The organism is Klebsiella sp. w6, assembly GCF_033100215.1.
Taxonomy (GTDB): domain Bacteria; phylum Pseudomonadota; class Gammaproteobacteria; order Enterobacterales; family Enterobacteriaceae; genus Klebsiella; species Klebsiella variicola.
In genome coordinates this window covers 5044233-5062781 of the sequence record NZ_CP136907.1, presented here as the reverse complement: position 1 = coordinate 5062781, position 18549 = coordinate 5044233, and the positions used below count along the sequence as shown (strand labels likewise).

Annotated in this window: 21 protein-coding genes and 1 pseudogene; 11 read left to right on the top strand and 11 right to left on the bottom strand. The window is 57.4% G+C overall.

The window, feature by feature from the left end; genetic code table 11:
- Position 1: 1 nt before the first annotated feature.
- Positions 2-856 (top strand): L-ribulose-5-phosphate 3-epimerase, encoded by an 855-nt coding sequence (locus R0140_RS24670; protein WP_317703918.1) that lies wholly within the window; start codon positions 2-4, stop codon positions 854-856.
- Positions 856-1542: an L-ribulose-5-phosphate 4-epimerase gene (locus R0140_RS24665; RefSeq protein WP_032731779.1), complete on the top strand. Its 687-nt coding sequence runs from the start codon at positions 856-858 to the stop codon at positions 1540-1542. The genes R0140_RS24670 and R0140_RS24665 overlap by 1 nt, the downstream gene beginning before the upstream one ends.
- Before the next feature lie 65 nt (positions 1543-1607).
- On the opposite strand, the gene R0140_RS24660 is transcribed toward R0140_RS24665, so the two are convergent.
- Entirely contained in the window at positions 1608-2801 is a 1194-nt protein-coding gene (locus R0140_RS24660) for an MFS transporter (RefSeq protein WP_032741372.1), read from the bottom strand.
- Positions 2802-2950: 149 nt separating this feature from the next.
- Positions 2951-3226, bottom strand: coding sequence for a YdgH/BhsA/McbA family protein (locus R0140_RS24655; RefSeq protein WP_002885689.1), 276 nt, complete (start codon positions 3224-3226; stop codon positions 2951-2953).
- Between the two features lie 341 nt (positions 3227-3567).
- Here R0140_RS24655 and rpsF point away from each other — a divergent pair, with 341 nt between their 5' ends.
- Genes rpsF through rplI form a run of 4 tightly spaced genes read left to right on the top strand, consistent with a single transcriptional unit; the run spans position 3568 to position 5006 of the window.
- The gene (gene rpsF, locus R0140_RS24650; protein WP_008807174.1) at positions 3568-3963 is read left to right on the top strand and encodes a 30S ribosomal protein S6; all 396 of its coding nucleotides are present in this window, start codon (positions 3568-3570) and stop codon (positions 3961-3963) included.
- Positions 3964-3968: 5 nt separating this feature from the next.
- Entirely contained in the window at positions 3969-4283 is a 315-nt protein-coding gene (gene priB / locus R0140_RS24645) for a primosomal replication protein N (protein ID WP_002885722.1), read from the top strand.
- Positions 4284-4287: 4 nt separating this feature from the next.
- Positions 4288-4515, top strand: a complete 228-nt coding sequence (rpsR, locus tag R0140_RS24640) for a 30S ribosomal protein S18 (protein WP_000135199.1) — start codon at positions 4288-4290, stop codon at positions 4513-4515.
- A gap of 41 nt (positions 4516-4556) precedes the next feature.
- Positions 4557-5006 carry a 50S ribosomal protein L9 gene (gene rplI / locus R0140_RS24635; protein WP_008807173.1) on the top strand — a complete coding sequence of 150 codons (450 nt, stop codon included), beginning with the start codon at positions 4557-4559 and terminating at the stop codon, positions 5004-5006.
- 108 nt (positions 5007-5114) lie between these two features.
- Here the strand turns inward: rplI and R0140_RS24630 are convergent, their stop codons facing one another.
- Entirely contained in the window at positions 5115-5789 is a 675-nt protein-coding gene (locus R0140_RS24630) for a LysM-like peptidoglycan-binding domain-containing protein (protein ID WP_064160868.1), read from the bottom strand.
- A 218-nt stretch (positions 5790-6007) separates the two neighbouring features.
- Between R0140_RS24630 and fklB the strand changes: the two genes are divergently transcribed.
- Together fklB and cycA are read left to right on the top strand one after the other, a co-directional pair.
- On the top strand, positions 6008-6628 hold the full coding sequence (gene fklB, locus R0140_RS24625; protein ID WP_002886687.1) for an FKBP-type peptidyl-prolyl cis-trans isomerase: 621 nt from the start codon (positions 6008-6010) through the stop codon (positions 6626-6628).
- A gap of 305 nt (positions 6629-6933) precedes the next feature.
- The gene (gene cycA / locus R0140_RS24620) at positions 6934-8337 is read left to right on the top strand and encodes a D-serine/D-alanine/glycine transporter (RefSeq protein WP_008807170.1); all 1404 of its coding nucleotides are present in this window, start codon (positions 6934-6936) and stop codon (positions 8335-8337) included.
- A 67-nt stretch (positions 8338-8404) separates the two neighbouring features.
- On the opposite strand, the gene ytfE is transcribed toward cycA, so the two are convergent.
- The 4 genes from ytfE to R0140_RS24600 all read right to left on the bottom strand — a co-directional run bounded on the left by ytfE (position 8405) and on the right by R0140_RS24600 (position 11947).
- Positions 8405-9067, bottom strand: a complete 663-nt coding sequence (gene ytfE, locus R0140_RS24615) for an iron-sulfur cluster repair protein YtfE (RefSeq protein ID WP_008807169.1) — start codon at positions 9065-9067, stop codon at positions 8405-8407.
- Positions 9068-9149: 82 nt separating this feature from the next.
- A complete protein-coding gene (locus tag R0140_RS24610) occupies positions 9150-10121 on the bottom strand; it encodes a DMT family transporter (protein WP_023323512.1) in 972 nt (323 codons plus the stop codon).
- Between the two features lie 75 nt (positions 10122-10196).
- Positions 10197-11021, bottom strand: coding sequence for an AraC family transcriptional regulator (locus R0140_RS24605; RefSeq protein ID WP_063105912.1), 825 nt, complete (start codon positions 11019-11021; stop codon positions 10197-10199).
- A 77-nt stretch (positions 11022-11098) separates the two neighbouring features.
- A complete protein-coding gene (locus R0140_RS24600) occupies positions 11099-11947 on the bottom strand; it encodes an SDR family oxidoreductase (RefSeq protein ID WP_012543101.1) in 849 nt (282 codons plus the stop codon).
- A gap of 90 nt (positions 11948-12037) precedes the next feature.
- On the opposite strand from R0140_RS24600, the gene R0140_RS24595 reads away from it, so the two are divergent.
- Entirely contained in the window at positions 12038-12409 is a 372-nt protein-coding gene (locus tag R0140_RS24595) for a winged helix-turn-helix transcriptional regulator (RefSeq protein WP_012543100.1), read from the top strand.
- A 473-nt stretch (positions 12410-12882) separates the two neighbouring features.
- Here the strand turns inward: R0140_RS24595 and cpdB are convergent, their stop codons facing one another.
- On the bottom strand, positions 12883-14826 hold the full coding sequence (gene cpdB, locus R0140_RS24590; protein WP_023323514.1) for a 2',3'-cyclic-nucleotide 2'-phosphodiesterase: 1944 nt from the start codon (positions 14824-14826) through the stop codon (positions 12883-12885).
- 192 nt (positions 14827-15018) lie between these two features.
- On the opposite strand from cpdB, the gene cysQ reads away from it, so the two are divergent.
- The gene (gene cysQ / locus R0140_RS24585; RefSeq protein WP_032741383.1) at positions 15019-15762 is read left to right on the top strand and encodes a 3'(2'),5'-bisphosphate nucleotidase CysQ; all 744 of its coding nucleotides are present in this window, start codon (positions 15019-15021) and stop codon (positions 15760-15762) included.
- Here the strand turns inward: cysQ and R0140_RS24580 are convergent.
- Positions 15752-16309, bottom strand: coding sequence for a YtfJ family protein (locus R0140_RS24580; protein ID WP_023339455.1), 558 nt, complete (start codon positions 16307-16309; stop codon positions 15752-15754). The two genes, cysQ and R0140_RS24580, sit on opposite strands and share 11 nt — an antisense overlap.
- Before the next feature lie 323 nt (positions 16310-16632).
- On the opposite strand from R0140_RS24580, the gene R0140_RS24575 reads away from it, so the two are divergent.
- Positions 16633-16839 carry a DUF1107 domain-containing protein gene (locus R0140_RS24575; protein ID WP_002886707.1) on the top strand — a complete coding sequence of 69 codons (207 nt, stop codon included), beginning with the start codon at positions 16633-16635 and terminating at the stop codon, positions 16837-16839.
- Between the two features lie 61 nt (positions 16840-16900).
- On the opposite strand, the pseudogene R0140_RS24570 reads toward R0140_RS24575, so the two are convergent.
- Positions 16901-17038: pseudogene (locus R0140_RS24570) on the bottom strand (helix-turn-helix domain-containing protein); the annotation flags it as partial.
- 62 nt (positions 17039-17100) lie between these two features.
- Positions 17101-18438, bottom strand: coding sequence for a polyamine export protein PaeA (locus tag R0140_RS24565; RefSeq protein ID WP_008807158.1), 1338 nt, complete (start codon positions 18436-18438; stop codon positions 17101-17103).
- Between the last annotated feature and the right edge of the window lie 111 nt (positions 18439-18549).

Here is an 18549-nt window from a genome sequence, read left to right as displayed (position 1 = left end):
TATGTTGGCGAAATCCATTCCGCTCGGCATCTATGAAAAAGCGCTCCCCGCCGGGGAGTGCTGGCTGGAGCGGCTGCAGCTGGCGAAGGCGCTGGGCTTTGATTTTGTGGAAATGTCTCTCGATGAAACGGACGTGCGCCTTGCGCGACTGGACTGGAGCCCCGAGCAGCGTCTGGCGCTGGTCAAGGCGGTGGCTGACACCGGCGTCCGGGTACCATCGATGTGCCTTAGCGCCCATCGCCGTTTTCCGCTGGGTAGTGAAGACGACGCGGTGCGTCATCAGGGGCTGGAAATTATGCGTAAAGCCATCCAGCTGGCGCAGGATGTGGGGATCCGGGTGATCCAGCTGGCAGGCTACGACGTCTATTACCAGCAGGCGAACGATGAGACGCGCCGCCGCTTTCGCGATGGCCTGAAACAGAGCGTCGAAATGGCCAGCCGTGCCCAGGTCACGCTGGCGATGGAGATCATGGATTACCCGCTGATGAACTCGATCAGTAAGGCCTTAGGCTACGCCCATTACCTGAATAATCCGTGGTTCCAGCTTTACCCTGATATCGGCAATCTGTCAGCGTGGGATAACGATGTCCAGATGGAACTGAAGGCGGGGAGCGGGCATATCGTGGCGGTACACGTCAAAGACACGAAACCTGGCGTCTTTAAAAACGTGCCGTTCGGCGAAGGGGTGGTCGATTTTGAACGCTGCTTCGAAACGCTCAAGCAGACCTGCTACTGTGGCCCGTACCTGATTGAGATGTGGAGCGAAACCAGCGCTGACCCGCTGGCGGAGGTGGCGAAGGCACGTGACTGGGTGAAGGCGCGGATGGCCCGCGCGGGCCTGATGGAGGCGGCGTAATGCAACAACTGAAACAGCAGGTGTTCGAGGCCAATATGGATCTGCCGCGCTACGGTCTGGTGACCTTCACCTGGGGCAATGTCAGCGCCATTGACCGGCAGCGCGGGCTGGTGGCGATCAAGCCCAGCGGCGTCGCCTATGAGACCATGAAGGCGGACGATATGGTTGTCGTGGATCTTGAGGGCAACGTGGTGGAAGGGCTGTATCGCCCCTCCTCTGATACCGCCACCCATCTGGCGCTCTATCGTCGTTATCCCGACCTTGGCGGAGTGGTGCATACCCACTCGACGCATGCCACCGCCTGGGCGCAGGCGGGGCTGGCGATCCCGGCGCTTGGCACCACCCATGCGGACTACTTCTTCGGTGATATCCCCTGTACCCGGGCGCTTAGCGCACAGGAGGTGGACGAGGCTTACGAGCTGAACACCGGGCAGGTGATTATCGAAACGCTGGGCGCGTCGAATCCGCTGCATACGCCTGGGATCGTCGTCTATCAGCACGGACCGTTTGCCTGGGGCAAAGACGCCCACGAGGCGGTACACAACGCGGTGGTGATGGAAGAAGTGGCGCGCATGGCGTGGATTGCCTGCGGGATTAATCCGCAGTTGCAGCCCATCGATAGCTGGCTGATGAATAAGCATTTTCAGCGTAAGCATGGGCCAAACGCCTACTATGGGCAAAAGTAGATAGCGCGCTCCGGGGCTTTCACCCCTCACGGTGAAGCAACTGGTCTGGCCCCGGAGCCGTTTTTTTAGCCCTGACGATAGGCCGACGGCATCACGCGCATGCCGATGAGCGTGACCATACAAATTATCGCGCCGGCGTAAAACGTCGAGGCGGCGCCGAAGGTTTCCCACAGTACCCCTGCGCCGGTACTGGCCAGCAGCAGCGCCAGGCCGCTCATCAGGTTGAACATGCCGAATGCCGTACCGCGTAGTTCCGGCGGCGCGGTATGCGCAACCATCGCTGCCAGCAGGCCCTGGGTCATTCCCATATGAATCCCCCACAGCGCGACGCCGAGCAGCAGCGTACTCCAGTGGCCGCTGAGCGCCAGCACGATATCGGCGAGGATCAGCACCAGCAGTCCCCACTGCAGCAGTTTGCTGTGGCTCATGCTGTCTGAGAGTTTACCGAACGGGTAAGCCGTGAGGCTGTAGACCAGGTTCATCGCCACCATCACCAGCGGGATGGTAAACAGCGGGATCTCCATCTGCTGGGCGCGCAGCACCAAAAAAGCTTCGCTGAAGCGGGCGAGGGTGAAGATACTGCCGATCGCCACCACCCACCAGTAAGCGGCAGAGAGCTTTTTCAGGTTTTCGCGCTTCAGCGGATTGCTGCGTTTGTGTGCGATGGCGGATTTTGGCTCCTGCAGGCCAAACCCGAGCAGGAGAGTGGAGAGCACGGCGGGAATGACCGCCACCCAGAAAATAGCGTGAAAATCGTTGGCCCAGATAAACATCAGCAGCACCGCCAGCAGCGGGCCGAGAAAGGCGCCGACGGTATCCAGCGCCTGGCGAAGCCCGTAGGCGGCGCCGCGGATCTCCGGCGGGGTGACGTCGGCAACCAGCGCATCGCGCGGCGCGCCGCGAATACCTTTCCCTACGCGGTCAATCATGCGGGCGCTAAACACCACTCCGGCGGTGGGGGCGATGGCAAACAGCGGCTTACTGAGCGCGCCCAGGCCGTATCCCAGCAGCGCCAGTCCTTTGCGCTTGCCGACATAGTCGCTGATCACGCCGGAGAAGACTTTCAGGATCAGGGCGGTGGCTTCCGCCAGTCCCTCGATAAGACCGATAATTATCACGCTGGCGCCGAGGGTGGTGGCCATAAACAACGGTAAGAGGCTGTGGATCATCTCGGAGGAGACATCCATCAGCAGGCTGACGCCGCCGAGTACCCAAACGCCTTTGGGGATACGGCCTAAGGTGGCGAAACGCGGAACCATCAATCACTCCTGATTATCAAATGGCGAGTGGCTGATTAAATCAGGTTGCGATGGCGCTGATAAGTCGGTTTGTAAAATAATTCTCAATTGCGTTTAGGTGAAAACCTCGCTTCGCCCCTCGCGAAGAGAGGCGAAGAGTCGGCCTGGCGTTAGCGGTATATCACCGCGCTGGCGCGAAGCGGGCCGTTGGTTTCGGGTTCGTGCATCAGGATAGGCTGAAAGTATTTCGCCCCCTGCGCATCGCTCATCTGGCTAAGGGCCTGCTCGGCCTCGTGCTCAGTGGCCATATTGTGATTGATATAGATAACGCCGAGGCTCTGCACGTCGTCCATGTTGCGGGCCTGACGTTCGGTGATTTGGATAGCTGCCAGCGCGTTGGCGCTGAAGAAAAGCGCAGCCATCATGGCGATGATTTTCAGTTTCATATACTACGCTCCTGACTGACAGTCCTGACGCTGACTCGGGGGCTCTCCTGTGGTCGTTTGGCTCTGATATAAGTGTAATCGCTGCGCGTTCGTCGCATGGCGACCTTTTCTGATGCAGTCGTTCAAAAAAATGCCGCTTCCTTTATTGGTTAATTTTAAATCACCCACTTAGCGCCACTTGGCGCTTAGTGCGAATTATTTGTGCAAATCCGCTTGTGTTCCTGGGGGGGCGCCATTAGAATGACGCGTCAATTTTTCAGCCGCCCTTTAACACGTTCCTTGCCTCCATGGGCCGCGGCTGACCCAGACAGGAGGCTGAATAATCCGTAAGGAGCAATTCGATGCGTCATTACGAAATCGTTTTTATGGTCCATCCTGACCAGAGCGAACAGGTTCCGGGCATGATCGAACGTTACACTGGTGCAATCACTGCAGCAGCAGGTACGATCCACCGTCTGGAAGACTGGGGCCGCCGTCAGCTGGCTTATCCGATCAACAAACTGCACAAAGCTCACTACGTTCTGCTGAACGTTGAAGCACCGCAGGAAGCGATCGATGAGCTGGAAACTAACTTCCGCTTCAACGACGCCGTTATCCGCAGCATGGTAATGCGTACTAAGCACGCTGTTACCGAAGCATCTCCGATGGTTAAAGCGAAAGACGAGCGCCGTGAGCGTCGCGAAGATTTCGCCAACGAAACCGCAGATGATTCTGAAGCTGGGGATTCTGAAGAGTAATCCTGATGACCAACCGTCTGGAGCTGTCCGGCATTATTTGCAGGACTCCACTTCGTAAGGTCAGCCCGTCAGGAATTCCTCACTGCCAGTTCGTGCTTGAGCATCGTTCAGTGCAGGAGGAAGCCGGTTTTCACCGGCAGGCATGGTGTCAAATGCCCGTTATTATTAGCGGTCACGAAAACCAGGCCATTACTCACAGTATAACGGTCGGTAGCGCAGTAACCGTTCGAGGGTTCATCTCTTGTCATAAGGCAAAGAACGGCTTGAGCAAAATGGTTCTGCATGCCGAGCAGATTGAATTGATAGATTCTGGAGACTAGCCATATGGCACGTTATTTCCGTCGTCGCAAGTTCTGCCGTTTCACCGCGGAAGGCGTTCAAGAGATCGACTATAAAGATATCGCTACGCTGAAAAACTACATCACCGAAAGCGGTAAGATTGTCCCGAGCCGTATCACCGGTACCCGTGCAAAATACCAGCGTCAGCTGGCTCGCGCTATCAAACGCGCTCGCTACCTGTCCCTGCTGCCGTACACTGATCGTCATCAGTAATCGGTCACGGTCCATTAATACGACTTTGAGAGGATAAGGTAATGCAAGTTATTCTGCTTGATAAAGTAGCAAACCTGGGTAGCCTGGGTGATCAGGTTAACGTTAAAGCGGGCTATGCTCGTAACTTCCTGGTCCCGCAGGGTAAAGCTGTTCCTGCTACCAAGAAAAACGTTGAATTCTTCGAAGCACGTCGCGCTGAACTGGAAGCCAAACTGGCTGACGTTCTGTCAGCTGCTGAAGCTCGTGCTGCGCAGATCAACGCCCTGGAATCCGTAACCATCGCGTCCAAAGCTGGCGACGAAGGTAAACTGTTCGGTTCCATCGGTACTCGCGACATCGCTGACGCTGTTACTGCAGCAGGCGTTAAAGTTGCTAAGAGCGAAGTTCGCCTGCCGAACGGCGTTCTGCGTAACGTTGGCGAGCACGAAGTGGACTTCCAGGTTCACAGCGAAGTATTCGCTAAAGTTATCATCAACGTGGTTGCTGAGTAATCGGCCTCTGACGTTCTGGTAACAACAAATCGCCGGCCTTGTGCCGGCGTTTTGCTTTTTAGCGCCTTTCATTTTGCGGCGGCGTAACGCTTGCTGTCGTCTTCTCCGCTATCGCGCACGCACAAAGCTGCCGTTCGACTGGCGGGTAAACAACACCTGCTGGCCGTTGCCGGTATCGATAGTGAGGCCGGTGACTACGCCGTTGGCGTTCTGCCGAATTTGCACCGTCTGTCCGCTCTGCAACGTGCTTAATGGTTTGCCAGCGCCTTCAACCTGCGCCATCGCGTAGACGTCGGTGGCCGGCAGCCCATGATCGCGGAACAGCTGGGCCAGGGTTTTGCCTGACTCGATGCGATAGGTCCGCCACTGCTGCTCAATGCCCGGTGCGGACTGCTGCTGCGAGGATTGATACGGTTGGGAGGCGGCGGGCTGCTGCGTCTGCGCCTGATCTGGCTGCTCATCCTGAATCGGTTCCGGGGCGACCGGGGCCATCTGATCGGCATCGCTTACGGTCGGGGTATTGGTGATCGGCGGCAGGGGAACGGCCTGATTGCCGCCAGCTTGCGGCTGGGACTGTGACTGCAGGTTCAGATTCGCTTCACGGCTGGTGGAGGCCGGGCTTTGGTTATCGTCGGCGGGGAGCAGAATACCGATAATGACTAACAGGAAGCCAGCGATGATACCCCGGCGGTGCATCGGAGGCAGCGGGTCCAGGAGGCGAAAATCATCCGGAGCGTGCCAGATTTTCGCCAGAATAGATGTCAGTTCAACGCGCCCGGGCATGGCTTTCCTCCTGCTCCGCATATTTTTATCCTGCCTATGAGTATAGATGGCTAACGTCCTGATGACCGGAACAAAGTAAAGTTAACCTGCTGCCACCTATTGTTTCTGTTTCGCTGAGATTTGTCATCATCCGCCGACAAAGTTTTACCCATTTCGCTATGGCTGTTATGCTTTCGCACGCTTTTCTCTTGATGTTTATCACCCAAAAAGGAACAACGATGGCAACCCCAACTTTTGACACTATCGAAGCGCAGGCAAGTTACGGTATCGGCTTGCAGGTTGGACAACAGCTGAGCGAATCCGGCCTGCAGGGGCTGCTGCCGGAAGCGCTGGTGGCGGGTATCGCCGATGCGCTGGAAGGTAACCAGCCGCAGGTGCCGGTGGAAGCCGTTCACCGCGCGCTGCGTGAAATCCACGAGCGCGCTGACGCCGTACGCCGCGAACGTTTCCAGGCCATGGCCGCCGACGGCCAGAAATACCTCGATGAAAACCGCGAGAAAGAGGGTGTGAATAGCACCGAATCTGGTCTGCAGTTCCGCGTACTGACCCAGGGCGAAGGCCCGATCCCGGCACGTACCGACCGCGTACGCGTGCACTACACCGGCAAACTGATCGACGGCACCGTCTTCGACAGCTCCGTCGCCCGTGGTGAGCCTGCTGAATTCCCGGTGACCGGCGTGATTGGCGGCTGGATTGAAGCGCTGACCCTGATGCCGGTCGGTTCTAAATGGGAACTGACGATCCCGCACAACCTGGCCTACGGCGAACGCGGCGCTGGCGCGTCGATTCCTCCGTTCAGTACCCTGATCTTCGAAGTTGAACTGCTGGACATTATCTAAACAGCAGAGGCTTCCTCTTCCCATGAGGTGGGGGAAGCCGCAAAAATAGCGTAAAATCCTTAAGTTAAAAATTAATTAGAATTATGTTTTGCATTCATCGCGTATGGGTGTATTTTTGTGAGCTATTTCGCGGTGGATGAGTGATATAACACTCACTTTAAACATAAAATTAACATTATATCTAAATCATAGTATTCATCCCTCCGATTCTTACCTAATATCGACTAGCCCTTGCTGGGGTTAATGACAGACGACGGGCCATCAGAGCCTGAACAACACAGACAGGTACAACAGGAAGAAATCACATGGTAGATCAGGTTAAAGTCGCTGCTATTGAGCAGGAGCCGACTGAACAATCGCTACGGCGAAATCTCACAAACCGACATATTCAGCTGATTGCGATTGGCGGGGCGATCGGCACTGGGTTATTTATGGGTTCTGGCAAAACTATCAGCCTTGCCGGGCCATCTATTATTTTTGTTTATATGATTATCGGTTTTATGCTGTTTTTCGTTATGCGAGCCATGGGCGAATTACTGCTGTCGAACCTCGAATATAAATCCTTCAGCGATTTTGCGGCCGATCTGCTGGGGCCGTGGGCGGGCTACTTTACCGGCTGGACCTATTGGTTCTGTTGGGTCGTCACCGGAATGGCGGACGTAGTGGCGATCACCGCCTACGCGCAGTTCTGGTTTCCCGGACTCTCCGACTGGGTCGCCTCGCTGGCGGTGATCCTGCTGCTGCTGGGCCTGAACCTGGCCACCGTCAAAATGTTTGGCGAAATGGAGTTCTGGTTCGCGATGATCAAAATCGTCGCCATCGTGGCGCTAATCGTCGTCGGCCTGGTGATGGTCATGATGCATTTCAAATCGCCGACCGGCGTCGAAGCCTCTTTCGCCCATCTGTGGAATGACGGCGGCTGGTTCCCGAAAGGGCTGAGCGGCTTCTTTGCCGGCTTCCAGATTGCGGTGTTCGCCTTCGTGGGGATCGAGCTGGTGGGGACCACCGCCGCCGAAACCAAAGACCCGGAGAAATCCCTGCCACGGGCGATTAACTCTATTCCGCTGCGTATCATTATGTTCTACGTCTTCGCGCTGATTGTGATTATGTCGGTGACGCCGTGGAGCTCCGTGGTGCCGAGCAAGAGCCCGTTCGTCGAGCTGTTCGTGCTGGTCGGCCTGCCGGCGGCGGCGAGCCTGATTAACTTCGTGGTGCTGACTTCCGCAGCCTCCTCGGCCAACAGCGGCGTGTTCTCTACCAGCCGTATGTTGTTCGGTCTGGCGCAGGATGGTCAGGCGCCGAAGATGTTCGCCAAGCTGTCGAAGCGTGCGGTGCCGGCGAAGGGTTTAACCTTCTCCTGCATGTGCCTGCTGGGCGGTGTGGTCATGCTGATGGTCAACCCGAGCGTGATTGCCGCGTTCACCATGATCACCACGGTGTCGGCGATCCTGTTTATGTTCGTCTGGACGATTATCCTCTGCTCTTATCTGGTCTACCGTAAAAAGCGCCCGCAGCTGCATGAAAAGTCCAAATACAAGATGCCGCTGGGCAAATTCATGTGCTGGGTGTGCATGGCCTTCTTCGTCTTCGTACTGGTGCTGTTGACCCTGGAAGATGATACCCGTGAAGCGCTGATGGTCACCCCGCTGTGGTTTGTTCTGCTGGGCGCGGGCTGGCTGTTTGCCGGCAAAAAACGTCTGGCGAAATAAAAAAGGCCACCCGGAGTGGCCAAAGTAAGACGGACAATGTCGAGGGCGCCTGCGGGCGCCTTTTTCTTTATTTTCCGGCAAGGGCGCGCGGGAACAGTACGTTATTTTCCAGACTGATGTGCTCCATCAGATCGTCAATCATCTCGTTGATACCGTTATACATCGCCTTCCAGGTGGTGCAGGCTTCCGGCGGCGGCGTCACGTTATGGGTGATGTGCTTAATGACCTCCAGCAGTTCACCCGCTTCATCGTGCTCGCTTTCCATTACGCTGATCGGCCCCCCGGCCTGGGTGCCCATCCCCTGTTTGATCATCGGGAACAGGATCTGCTCCTCTTTCATCATGTGGCTGGAGAGTTCCTGATGCAGCATGGTCAGGTATTTGGTCAGCCCTTTCGGCACGTTCGGTTTATCGGCGTGGACACGTTCAACCTTGGTGGCCTGCAGGATCAGCTCCGGCAGCTGTTCGCGGTGCCGGTCGTGATAGCGGACGATGATATGGTCGATAATCTCCGGGAGGGGCGCCGCGCGCCAGTCGCGGGAGAGGGGCTGCTCGGCCAGTTTCGCCAGCTCGGCTTCAATCACCGCGACATCCAGCGCTTTCCGCGATGCGGCGCGCGCCAGGGTCTGTTTGCCGCCGCAGCAGTAATCCATATCGTATTGACGGAACAGGGCGGAGGCGCGCGGGATGGTCAGCGCCAGCTCGCCTAAAGGTTGGTCACGGAAAGCCATAGCAGTTACCTCGTCATCAGGAATATAAGATGTATTTTAAATGCATCTTTTTGGCGAGGGAATACCCCTTAAGGAGGCCTGGCTACTTTTTTTCGTCCGTCAGCGGCTGCAGCATCGGTTTTTCCGGTCTGGCGCGTACGGCGGAGACCACGCCGAGCACCAGCAACAGGATCCCGCTCAGGGTCAGCAGCGGCGGTAAACTTTGCCGCAGCAGGAAGGTATACAGCAGCCCGGCCAGAGTTTCGAAGACGATCAGCGGCCCGAGGATCACCGTCGGCAGCCGCTGGCTGGCGATATTCCAGCACAGCGCGCCGACCCATGAGCAGAGCACCGCGATGGCCAGCATCAGCGTAATGAACACCGCCGGGCGCGGGCCGAAGGGCAGGGGAAACCCGGCCTGCTGGCCGTGCAGCCAGGCGCAGGCGGCGAGATAGCCGGCCAGCGAAACCGGAAGCGTGACCAGTGCCTGAGCGGTAGCCCACATCATCGGCGGCTGATGCGGATTTTCCCGCAACCAGCGGGCGTTGCGCAGGGCATACCAGGCCCAGCAGGCCACCGATCCCAGCGCCAGCGCGATGCCGGAGCCGTAGCGCCACGGGCTAAAATCAGGCAGCCCCTGGCGCAGTTCTGCGACGTTAACGCAGATCAGGCCCACGGCGATGCAGACCAGCGCCGGAAACAGACGCCGCCACGGCAGCTTTCCGTCGCGTTGGCTGTAGAGCAGATTGGCGAAGACCGGCAAGACCACCGGCAGCGTGCCGATAATCATGGTGGAGACCGGCGCCCCGGTGCGCTGAATAGCACTGGCCAGGCAGACGTAATAGATAAGATTCCCCATCATCGTCAGGCCCAGCGCGGTCCACCAGTCGTTCCGGCTCAGCTGGCGCAAACGCGCGCGTCCGAGCCACGCCAGCGGCAGGGCGATCAGGCCCAGCGCCAGATAGCGTCCCATTGACTGCAGCATCGCCGGGTACTCTGGCACCAGCAAAGGCCCGACAAAAATTAATCCCCACATCAGCCCCGCCAGCAGGGCGTACAGCACACCACTAATCATCATTGCATCCGTTGTCATCACAGTTGTCTGCAGTGTAGAAGGGGGCCGGGCAGGAATATTGTATGAGATTGCGCATTAGCGCCTGGCGACCTGCTTCTGATAGCGCACCGGCGTAATGCCGTAACGCAGGGTGAAGGCGCGGGTCAGGTGGGACTGGTCGGTGAGGCCGACGGCTATCGCCACTTCGGCGGCGGGCATACCGTGGGTGAGAAATGCCTTGGCGCGCCACAGACGGATGGCCATCAGCATCTGATGGGGCGTCACGTGATAGTGGGCTTTAAACTGGCGCTGAAAGTGGTACGGGCTAAGCGCCGCCACCTGCGCCAGCTCGTCGAGGGTGATGGGGCGCATATAGTTATCGTGCAGGTAGTCGCGCACCCGGTCGAAGCGATGCCCGGCCTCACCCTGCGCAGAGGCATGGTGGGCCAGAGGGCGGAAGGCGTCGATGAGGTCGAGCAGCAGTCCCTGCTGGGCCAGCGGATCGTCGCTATGCCACAGGCCATAAATCAGCTGGCCAATCTGTCGGGAACGCAGGGGATCCTCGCGGACCACCTCGCTGAACCACCAGTCGCGCACCCCGGTGATGGCTTCCAGACGGTCCGGCTCCAGATAAATCATCCGGTAGCGCCAGCCGTCGGCGGTTTCCGCTTCGCCGGTATGCAGCTCGTCGGGATTCATGGTGACAATGGAGTTCGCGGCGGCGATATGCTGGCTGCCGCGGTAGCGAAAGCGTTCAGCGCCTTGCTCAATCACGCCGATGCCGAAGGCTTCGTGGGTATGGGGTTCAAAGGCGTAGCGAGAGATATGGGCGTGGTAAAGCTCCACCCCGGGCAGCTGTTCGAGATGGCGAAAGCGCGCGCGGTCTTTTTCATCACTAAATTGGGGTGGTACGCCCTGCATGCCTGCCTCCCGACGGTTATCCCTTCAATATGAGAGAGGAACCGCCGGGACGCAACCGCAAAAGCTGAGAGGGGGGGTTACAGAATGCTTTTCACACTCTCGGCAAGGGAGGTGGTCGGACGGCCGATCAGCGTACTCAGGGTGCGGCTGTCGTCAAACAGCCCGCCTTTCGACGCGCCGACATCGGAATCCGCCAGCATATCCGCCAGACCCGCCGGCAGACCGACGCTTTTCAGCGCGGCGGCGAAATCGGCTTCGCTGAGGTTCTGGTAGACCACGTTTTTTCCGCTTTGCGTGCTCAGCTCAGCAGCCAGGTCGCTCAGCGTCCAGGCGTTATCACCCGCCAGTTCGTAAATCTTCCCTTCATGGCCTTCACCGGCGATAACGCGGGCGGCAGCGGCGGCATAATCCGCGCGGGTGGCGGAGGCAATTTTACCCTCGCCGGCGGCACCGATAAACACGCCATGCTCCAGCGCCGGCGGTGCGCTGGCCAGATAGTTTTCGGTATACCAGCCATTGCGCAGCAGGGCGTAAGCGATACCAGAGTCGGCCAGCATCTGCTCGGTTTCAATATGCTCTGCGGCCAGGCCCAGCGGCGAGGTGTCGGCGTGCAGCAGGCTGGTGTAGGCGATGAATGTCACCCCAGCGGCTTTGGCGGCGTTGATGACGTTGCGGTGCTGAACGGCGCGCTGACCGACTTCGCTGGAGGAGATTAACAGCAGTTTATCCACGCCCTGCAGCGCGGCGGTTAGTGCCGCTTCATCGCCGTACTCGGCCTGACGGACAACGACGCCCTGCTGGCTGAGCGCCTGGGCTTTGGCCGGGTTGCGGACAATCGCCACAATCTGGCTGGCAGGGACGGTTTTTAACAGGTCTTGCAGAACGTAGTGGCCAAGCTGGCCGGTGGCACCGGTAAGGGCGATCATGGGACTTCTCCTTCGTGTTTAGTGGCAGTTGTGGTAAGCTAACACCTTAACTAACTTTTAGTAAGTACGTACAAAAAGGTAAGTGTGAAAATGGCCGAACCGACGCTGAGCGAGAAACTGCGTAACGGCAACCTGTTTGCGGAACAGTGCCCGTCGCGCGATGTACTTAAACATGTCACCAGCCGCTGGGGCGTGTTGATTCTGGTGGCGCTGCGCGAGGGGACCCATCGCTTCAGCGATCTGCGCCGCAAAATGGGCGGGGTCAGCGAAAAGATGCTGGCGCAGTCGCTGCAGGCCCTGGAGCAGGATGGTTTTATCGACCGCGTCTCTTATCCGGTGGTACCGCCACACGTTGAATATAGCCTGACGCCGCTCGGCCTGCAGGTGAGCGAGAAAGTGGCGGCGCTGGCGGACTGGATCGAGAGCAATCTGCCTGCGGTGTTGGCTAACCACGGGGAGTGAAAATGTATCACTCCCTGTAGCCCCGCCACCGGGGAGATATTCCCCGGATAGCGGCTGGCGCCTTATCCGGGTTAACCGTCAGCTCCGGTTTGTAGCCCCGGTAAGCGCAGCGCCACCGGGGAGATATTCCCGGATAGCGGCTGGCGCCTTATCCTGGCTACTCGTCAGATCCGGTTGGTAGCCCCGGTAAGCGCAGCGCCACCGGGGAGATATTCCCGGATAGCGGCTGGCGCCTTATCCGGGTTACCCGTCAGCTCCGGTTGGTAGCCCCGGTAAGCGCAGCGGCACCGGGGAGATGTACCCGGATAGCGGCTGGCGCCTTATCCGGGTTACCCGTCAGCTTCGGTTTGTAGCCCCGGTAAGCGCAGCGCCGCCGGGGAGATGTACCCGGATAGCGGCTGGCGCCTTATCCGGGCTACCCGTCAGCCCCGGTTTGTAGCCCCGGTAAGCGCAGCGCCACCGGGGAACAGGCATTACTTGCTCAAATCCAGCTGATAAATGGCGAAGCCGATATCATCGGTGGCCACCTGGCGCATTGGATACTGTGCTTTCTCTTTGATAAACGCCGCGGCTTTGTCGCCTGGCGAGGTCTCAAAACGAATATCCAACGGCGTGTTGCTGTGGATCGGCGCCAGACGCCAGTTGTTATCCGCCGCCGGATGGATCGCGCCATCCTTCTTCGATTGCGCGCCTATCCACGCCGCCAGCACTGAACGGTTTTCATCCGGTGAGGCAAAGGCGATATGGCTCTCACCGGTGCCGGCGAATTTGCCGCCGTAAGCGCGATAGTTATTGGTCGCGACCAGGAAAGTGGCCTGCGGATCGACAGGTTTACCGTTAAAGGTCAGGTGCTTAATACGCTCTGCCTGCGGATGGATCATCTGACATTCGCCGTCGTAGCGGGCCGGCTGGGTGACGTCAATCTGGTAGTTCACCCCGTCAATGACGTCGAAGTTATAGGTGCGGAAGCCGTCCCAGTTGATCAGCGACTGCGGCTTGCTGCTGGCGGGATCGATCTGGTTAAACTGTCCGGCGGAGCACTCCAGCCACTCCTTGACCTCTTTCCCGCTGACCTTCATCACCACCAGGGTGTTGGGGTAGAGATAGAGGTCGGCGGCATTGCGGAAGGTGAGCTGACCTTTCTCCACTTCGACAAAGCTCGCCGGATCGTTTTTACGTCCGCCGACTTTAAACGGCGCGGCGGCGGAGAGCACCGGCAGCTTCGCCAGATCCGGGTCGCCCTGAATATAGTGTTCTACATAGGCTTTCTGCGCCATGTTGACCACCTGCACCGTCGGGTCGTCCTGCACCAGCGCCAGATAGCTGTACATGTTGTCGGCGGACTTGCCGATCGGCTTGCTGACGAATTCGCGAGTGGCGTCGTGGTCGGCTTTCAGCACCGCCACCAGCTTGCCGTCTTCGGCCGCCAGCGATTTCTTCGCCACCGCGTCATAGATTGGCCGCGCTTCCGCTCTATTCTGAGTTACCTGCCATTTGCCGCTGTCGTTGTTCAGCACCAGATCAACCACCCCGAGATGATCGCCCCACATTCCCGGCATCACCGCCGGTACGCCGTTCAGCGTCCCTTTGGCGATATCCGCGCCTTTGATGTTGGCGAAGTCTTTACCCGGGAACACCGCGTGGGCATGGCCGAACATAATGGCGTCCACGCCGGGCACCTGGCTTAAGTAGTAGACCGAGTTTTCGGCCATCGCCTGATACGGGTCGGCGGAGAGGCCGGAGTGCGCGACCACGACCACCACATCAGCCCCTTTCGCCCGCATCTCCGGGATATATTTGCGCGCGGTTTCGGTAATGTCGTTGACCGTCACTTTACCGCTGAGATTGGCTTTATCCCAGGTCATGATCTGCGGCGGCACAAAACCGATATAGCCGATGCGCAGAGTATGGGGTTGACCATCGCTGTCCACGACCCGGGTATCCTGGATCAGGTACGGCGTAAACATCGGTTTGCCAGTTTTGGCATCGATGATATTGGCGTTCACGTAGGGGAATTTCGCCCCGGCCAGCGCCTTATGCAGGAAGTCGAGGCCATAATTGAATTCATGGTTGCCCAGGTTGCCGACGGCGTAATTCAGGGTATTCATCGCCTTATACACCGGATGCACATCGCCTTCTTTCAACCCTTTCGCGGCCATGTAGTCGCCTAACGGGCTCCCCTGGATAACATCCCCGTTATCCACCAGCACGCTGTTTTTCGCTTCTGCCCGCGCCTGTTCGATCAGGGTGGCGGTACGGACCAGGCCGAATTTCTCCGTGGCGGCATCTTTGTAATAGTCAAAGTCCATCATATTGCTGTGCAGATCGGTGGTTTCCATGATCCGCAGGTCGACCGTCGCGGCGTTGACGCTGGCGGCGATCAGCGTGGCCAGGAGCGTTGCGCTAAACTTAATCATCAGAGGCGTCCTTTTTTTATGAGCGATAGCACAGTAGAAAATGTATTTATATTCTGTTGCTTACAGAAATGTGAATCTTGCCAGAAAAGCGGGCAGAGAAACCGCCATCGTTATCACAGATAGCGGAACTCGCGGTGATGCGATATAAATAAAACAACGAGTTAACGCCACTGTAACCAGACGAGGTGGAGAATGTTAGAACAAGTATGTCAGCTTGCACGGAACGCGGGCGATGCCATCATGGAAGTCTACGATGGAAACCAGCCGATCAACGTCGCCAGCAAGAAAGATGATTCTCCGGTCACGGCGGCGGATATCGCAGCGCACAACGTCATCATCAGCGGTCTGAAAGCGCTGGATCCTGACACCCCGGTTCTTTCCGAGGAGGACCCGCCGGCCTGGGAGGTACGTCAGCACTGGCAGCGCTACTGGCTGGTCGACCCGCTGGACGGCACCAAAGAGTTTATTAAGCGTAACGGCGAATTCACCGTCAATATCGCGCTGATCGAAAACGGCAAGCCGACGCTGGGCGTGGTCTATGCGCCGGTGATGAAGGTGATGTACAGCGCGGAAAAAGGCAAAGCGTGGAAAGAAGAGTGCGGGGTGCGCAAGCAGATCCAGGTCCGCGATGCCCGTCCGCCGCGGGTGGTGATCAGTCGCTCTCACGGTAACGATCCGGAGCTGCAGGAGTATCTTGAGCAACTGGGCGAGCATCAAACCACTTCTATCGGATCTTCGCTGAAGTTCTGCCTGGTGGCGGAAGGCCAGGCCCAGCTCTATCCGCGCTTCGGGCCGACCAGCACCTGGGACACTGCCGCCGGCCACGCGGTCGCGGTGGCCGCCGGGGCGCATGTTCACGACTGGCAGGGCAAAACCCTCGACTACACGCCGCGTGAATCCTTCCTCAACCCCGGCTTCCGGGTCTCTATTTATTAAGCAATTTATGCAGCAGGTCGATGACCTGCTGCACCTCCTGCTGGGTCAGCGCACCGTCTTTGGCCCACTTTACGCGCCCGTCCTTATCCAGCACCACGATCGCGGAACTCTTCTCGTCCAGTTGCCAGGCTTTACGCACCAGCCCGTTGCTGTCGACGATAAACTGCGACCATGGAAAAAGCTTTTTATTACTCTCAATGCTGTTGCGCACGAACATGCCGGTGCCCGGAATGGCATCGTCGGTGTTAACGATGGTGGTAGTCTGGTAACGATCGTGCGGGAAACCTGCCGCTTTAATCGCCTCGATCAGGTTGGCATTTTTCTCTTTGGCTGACGAGCGACCGGCAATGTGCTGGATAACTCGCACTTTTCCCACCAGCTGCGAGCTGTTCCAGTTTTTATAGCTAAACTTATCCTTATCCAGAATGAGTTCTCCCCGATCCGCGACGCCGACCGGCGCCACACGCTGGCCGTCGACGAAGTTATGCGCTGTGGCCAGCAGCGGGAGAAGCAGTAACGAGGCGGCCAGTATGCTACGTAGGGTCATGCGTAATCCTTAATCATTTTTATGCAGGTGATCCGACCACTTGGTCTCGTTTAATCATAAGTGCGATTGGCGGCGATTACCCGCAATGAGGATGCCAGTTTGCGTGTTGACGCACAAATTAGTAGAAAAATGGCGACTTATACTTACTTCATCGTATGTCCGAAACGAAAATTCTGAATTATTGTCATCAAACGGTAAATAAACTTATACACACTGGGTCCCTCTGAGATTCTGGACTATAGTTTTAGGGCATTAAAATTTGCGCTCCCGATACGTGGGCTAACTGTGGCACCACAGGAGCGTAACCCTGGCAGGAGAGAAGAATGAAAATTTTCCAACGCTACAATCCGCTGCAAGTGGCGAAGTACGTGAAGATCCTGTTTCGTGGACGGTTGTACATCAAGGACGTTGGCGCATTTGAATTTGATAAGGGCAAAATCCTTATCCCGAAGGTCAAGGACAAGCTGCATCTGTCAGTGATGTCCGAAGTCAATCGTCAGGTGTTGCGTCTGCAAACTGAGATGGCATAACCTGAAACGTAGCAGTACGTAGTAGGTAAAAGACGGCTCCCGATGGGAGCCGTTGATGTTTTTAGCCCTTCATTTCCGCATAGCGTTTGCGATATTCGCCCGGTGGGACGCCGTTATGTTTACGAAAAAGGCGGGTGAAATAGACCGGATCGCTGTAACCCACCGATAAAGCAATTTTGTTTAGTGGGAGCGAGGACGTTATATTCGGGCAATAAAAAGGGCGGATGGTTATCCGCCCTGAAAATAGAGCAAGGGTTACGCTCAGGCGTTCTGGCTTTCCGCCGCTTCGGCCTGCTTGGGCACCAGCACCGTTGGCTTGTTATCGATGCGGGTCACCAGCAGCTGGTCGATCCGGTAGTTATCGATATCCACGACCTCGAACTTATACCCGGAGAACTTCACCGCGTCGGTGCGTTTCGGGATTTTACGCAGCATAAACATCATAAAGCCGCCGATGGTCTCGTAATTCCCGGACTGCGGGAACTCGTCGATATCCAGCACACGCATCACGTCATCAATCGGCGTACCGCCATCGATCAGCCACGAGTTTTCATCGCGGGCGACAATCTGCTCTTCCAGCCCCTGGCCGACGAGGTCGCCCATCAGGGTGGTCATCACATCGTTGAGGGTGATGATCCCGACCACCAGCGCGTATTCATTCATGATCACCGCGAAATCTTCGCCGGCGGTTTTGAAGCTTTCCAGCGCTTCTGACAGGGTCAGGGTATCCGGCACGATCAGCGTGTTGCGGATCTGCACGCCGCCGGTCAGGACCAGGCTCTGGTTGGCCAGTACGCGGTTCAGCAGATCTTTTGAATCGACGTAACCGATAATGTGGTCAATATCTTCATTACAGACGAGGAATTTCGAGTGTGGATGTTCGGCCACTTTATTCTTCAGGCTCTGCTCGTCTTCGTGTAAATCAAACCAAATGACGTTTTCGCGCGAGGTCATGGAGGAAGGAACGGTACGGGACTCCAGCTCGAACACGTTCTCAATCAGCTCGTGCTCCTGCTTGCGCAGCACCCCGGCCAGCGCGCCGGCTTCAACGACGGCATAGATATCGTCGGAAGTAATATCGTCTTTACGCACCATCGGCAGTTTGAAGATGCGGAAGATCATGTTGGCCATGCCGTTAAACAACCACACCAGCGGGCGGAAGACTAACAGGCAGAAGCGCATCGGGTTGATGATGCGCAGAGCCACGGTTTCGGGCGCAATCATACCGATGCGTTTCGGAGTCAGGTCAGCAAACAGGATGAACAAGCTGGTGACCAGGGTAAAAGAGATGATGAAGCTCAGCTGCTCGGACAGCTCCGGCGACATATACCCGCTGAGCAGGCTATGAAACGCCGGGGAGAAGGCCGCGTCGCCCACGATACCGCCAAGAATGGCGACGGCATTGAGGCCGATTTGCACGACGGTAAAGAAGGTGCCCGGGTTCTCCTGCATCTTCAGCACGCGCTGTGCGTTGACGTTGCCTTCATCGGCCAGCAGTTTCAGTTTGATTTTACGTGAGGCGGCCAGTGAGATTTCCGATATCGAAAAAAAGGCACTGACGGCTATCAGACAGAGTATTACTAAAATACTGTTTAACATATCTTTTCTGACCGTTGAGGTCAGATCCTCGGAAGGGAAGTTGATCGAACTATAAGGAAGCTACTTGAACACCCGCCCACAGGCGCGGGCTGGCAATTTCAGAAGGTAGTA

Coding starts and splice junctions, on each gene's coding strand:
- R0140_RS24670 (WP_317703918.1), top strand. CDS start 2: ATGTTGGCGAAATCCATTCCGCTCGGCATCTATGAAAAAGCGCTCCCC.
- R0140_RS24665 (WP_032731779.1), top strand. CDS start 856: ATGCAACAACTGAAACAGCAGGTGTTCGAGGCCAATATGGATCTGCCG.
- R0140_RS24660 (WP_032741372.1), bottom strand. CDS start 2,801: ATGGTTCCGCGTTTCGCCACCTTAGGCCGTATCCCCAAAGGCGTTTGG.
- R0140_RS24655 (WP_002885689.1), bottom strand. CDS start 3,226: ATGAAACTGAAAATCATCGCCATGATGGCTGCGCTTTTCTTCAGCGCC.
- rpsF (WP_008807174.1), top strand. CDS start 3,568: ATGCGTCATTACGAAATCGTTTTTATGGTCCATCCTGACCAGAGCGAA.
- priB (WP_002885722.1), top strand. CDS start 3,969: ATGACCAACCGTCTGGAGCTGTCCGGCATTATTTGCAGGACTCCACTT.
- rpsR (WP_000135199.1), top strand. CDS start 4,288: ATGGCACGTTATTTCCGTCGTCGCAAGTTCTGCCGTTTCACCGCGGAA.
- rplI (WP_008807173.1), top strand. CDS start 4,557: ATGCAAGTTATTCTGCTTGATAAAGTAGCAAACCTGGGTAGCCTGGGT.
- R0140_RS24630 (WP_064160868.1), bottom strand. CDS start 5,789: ATGCCCGGGCGCGTTGAACTGACATCTATTCTGGCGAAAATCTGGCAC.
- fklB (WP_002886687.1), top strand. CDS start 6,008: ATGGCAACCCCAACTTTTGACACTATCGAAGCGCAGGCAAGTTACGGT.
- cycA (WP_008807170.1), top strand. CDS start 6,934: ATGGTAGATCAGGTTAAAGTCGCTGCTATTGAGCAGGAGCCGACTGAA.
- ytfE (WP_008807169.1), bottom strand. CDS start 9,067: ATGGCTTTCCGTGACCAACCTTTAGGCGAGCTGGCGCTGACCATCCCG.
- R0140_RS24610 (WP_023323512.1), bottom strand. CDS start 10,121: ATGATTAGTGGTGTGCTGTACGCCCTGCTGGCGGGGCTGATGTGGGGA.
- R0140_RS24605 (WP_063105912.1), bottom strand. CDS start 11,021: ATGCAGGGCGTACCACCCCAATTTAGTGATGAAAAAGACCGCGCGCGC.
- R0140_RS24600 (WP_012543101.1), bottom strand. CDS start 11,947: ATGATCGCCCTTACCGGTGCCACCGGCCAGCTTGGCCACTACGTTCTG.
- R0140_RS24595 (WP_012543100.1), top strand. CDS start 12,038: ATGGCCGAACCGACGCTGAGCGAGAAACTGCGTAACGGCAACCTGTTT.
- cpdB (WP_023323514.1), bottom strand. CDS start 14,826: ATGATTAAGTTTAGCGCAACGCTCCTGGCCACGCTGATCGCCGCCAGC.
- cysQ (WP_032741383.1), top strand. CDS start 15,019: ATGTTAGAACAAGTATGTCAGCTTGCACGGAACGCGGGCGATGCCATC.
- R0140_RS24580 (WP_023339455.1), bottom strand. CDS start 16,309: ATGACCCTACGTAGCATACTGGCCGCCTCGTTACTGCTTCTCCCGCTG.
- R0140_RS24575 (WP_002886707.1), top strand. CDS start 16,633: ATGAAAATTTTCCAACGCTACAATCCGCTGCAAGTGGCGAAGTACGTG.
- R0140_RS24565 (WP_008807158.1), bottom strand. CDS start 18,438: ATGTTAAACAGTATTTTAGTAATACTCTGTCTGATAGCCGTCAGTGCC.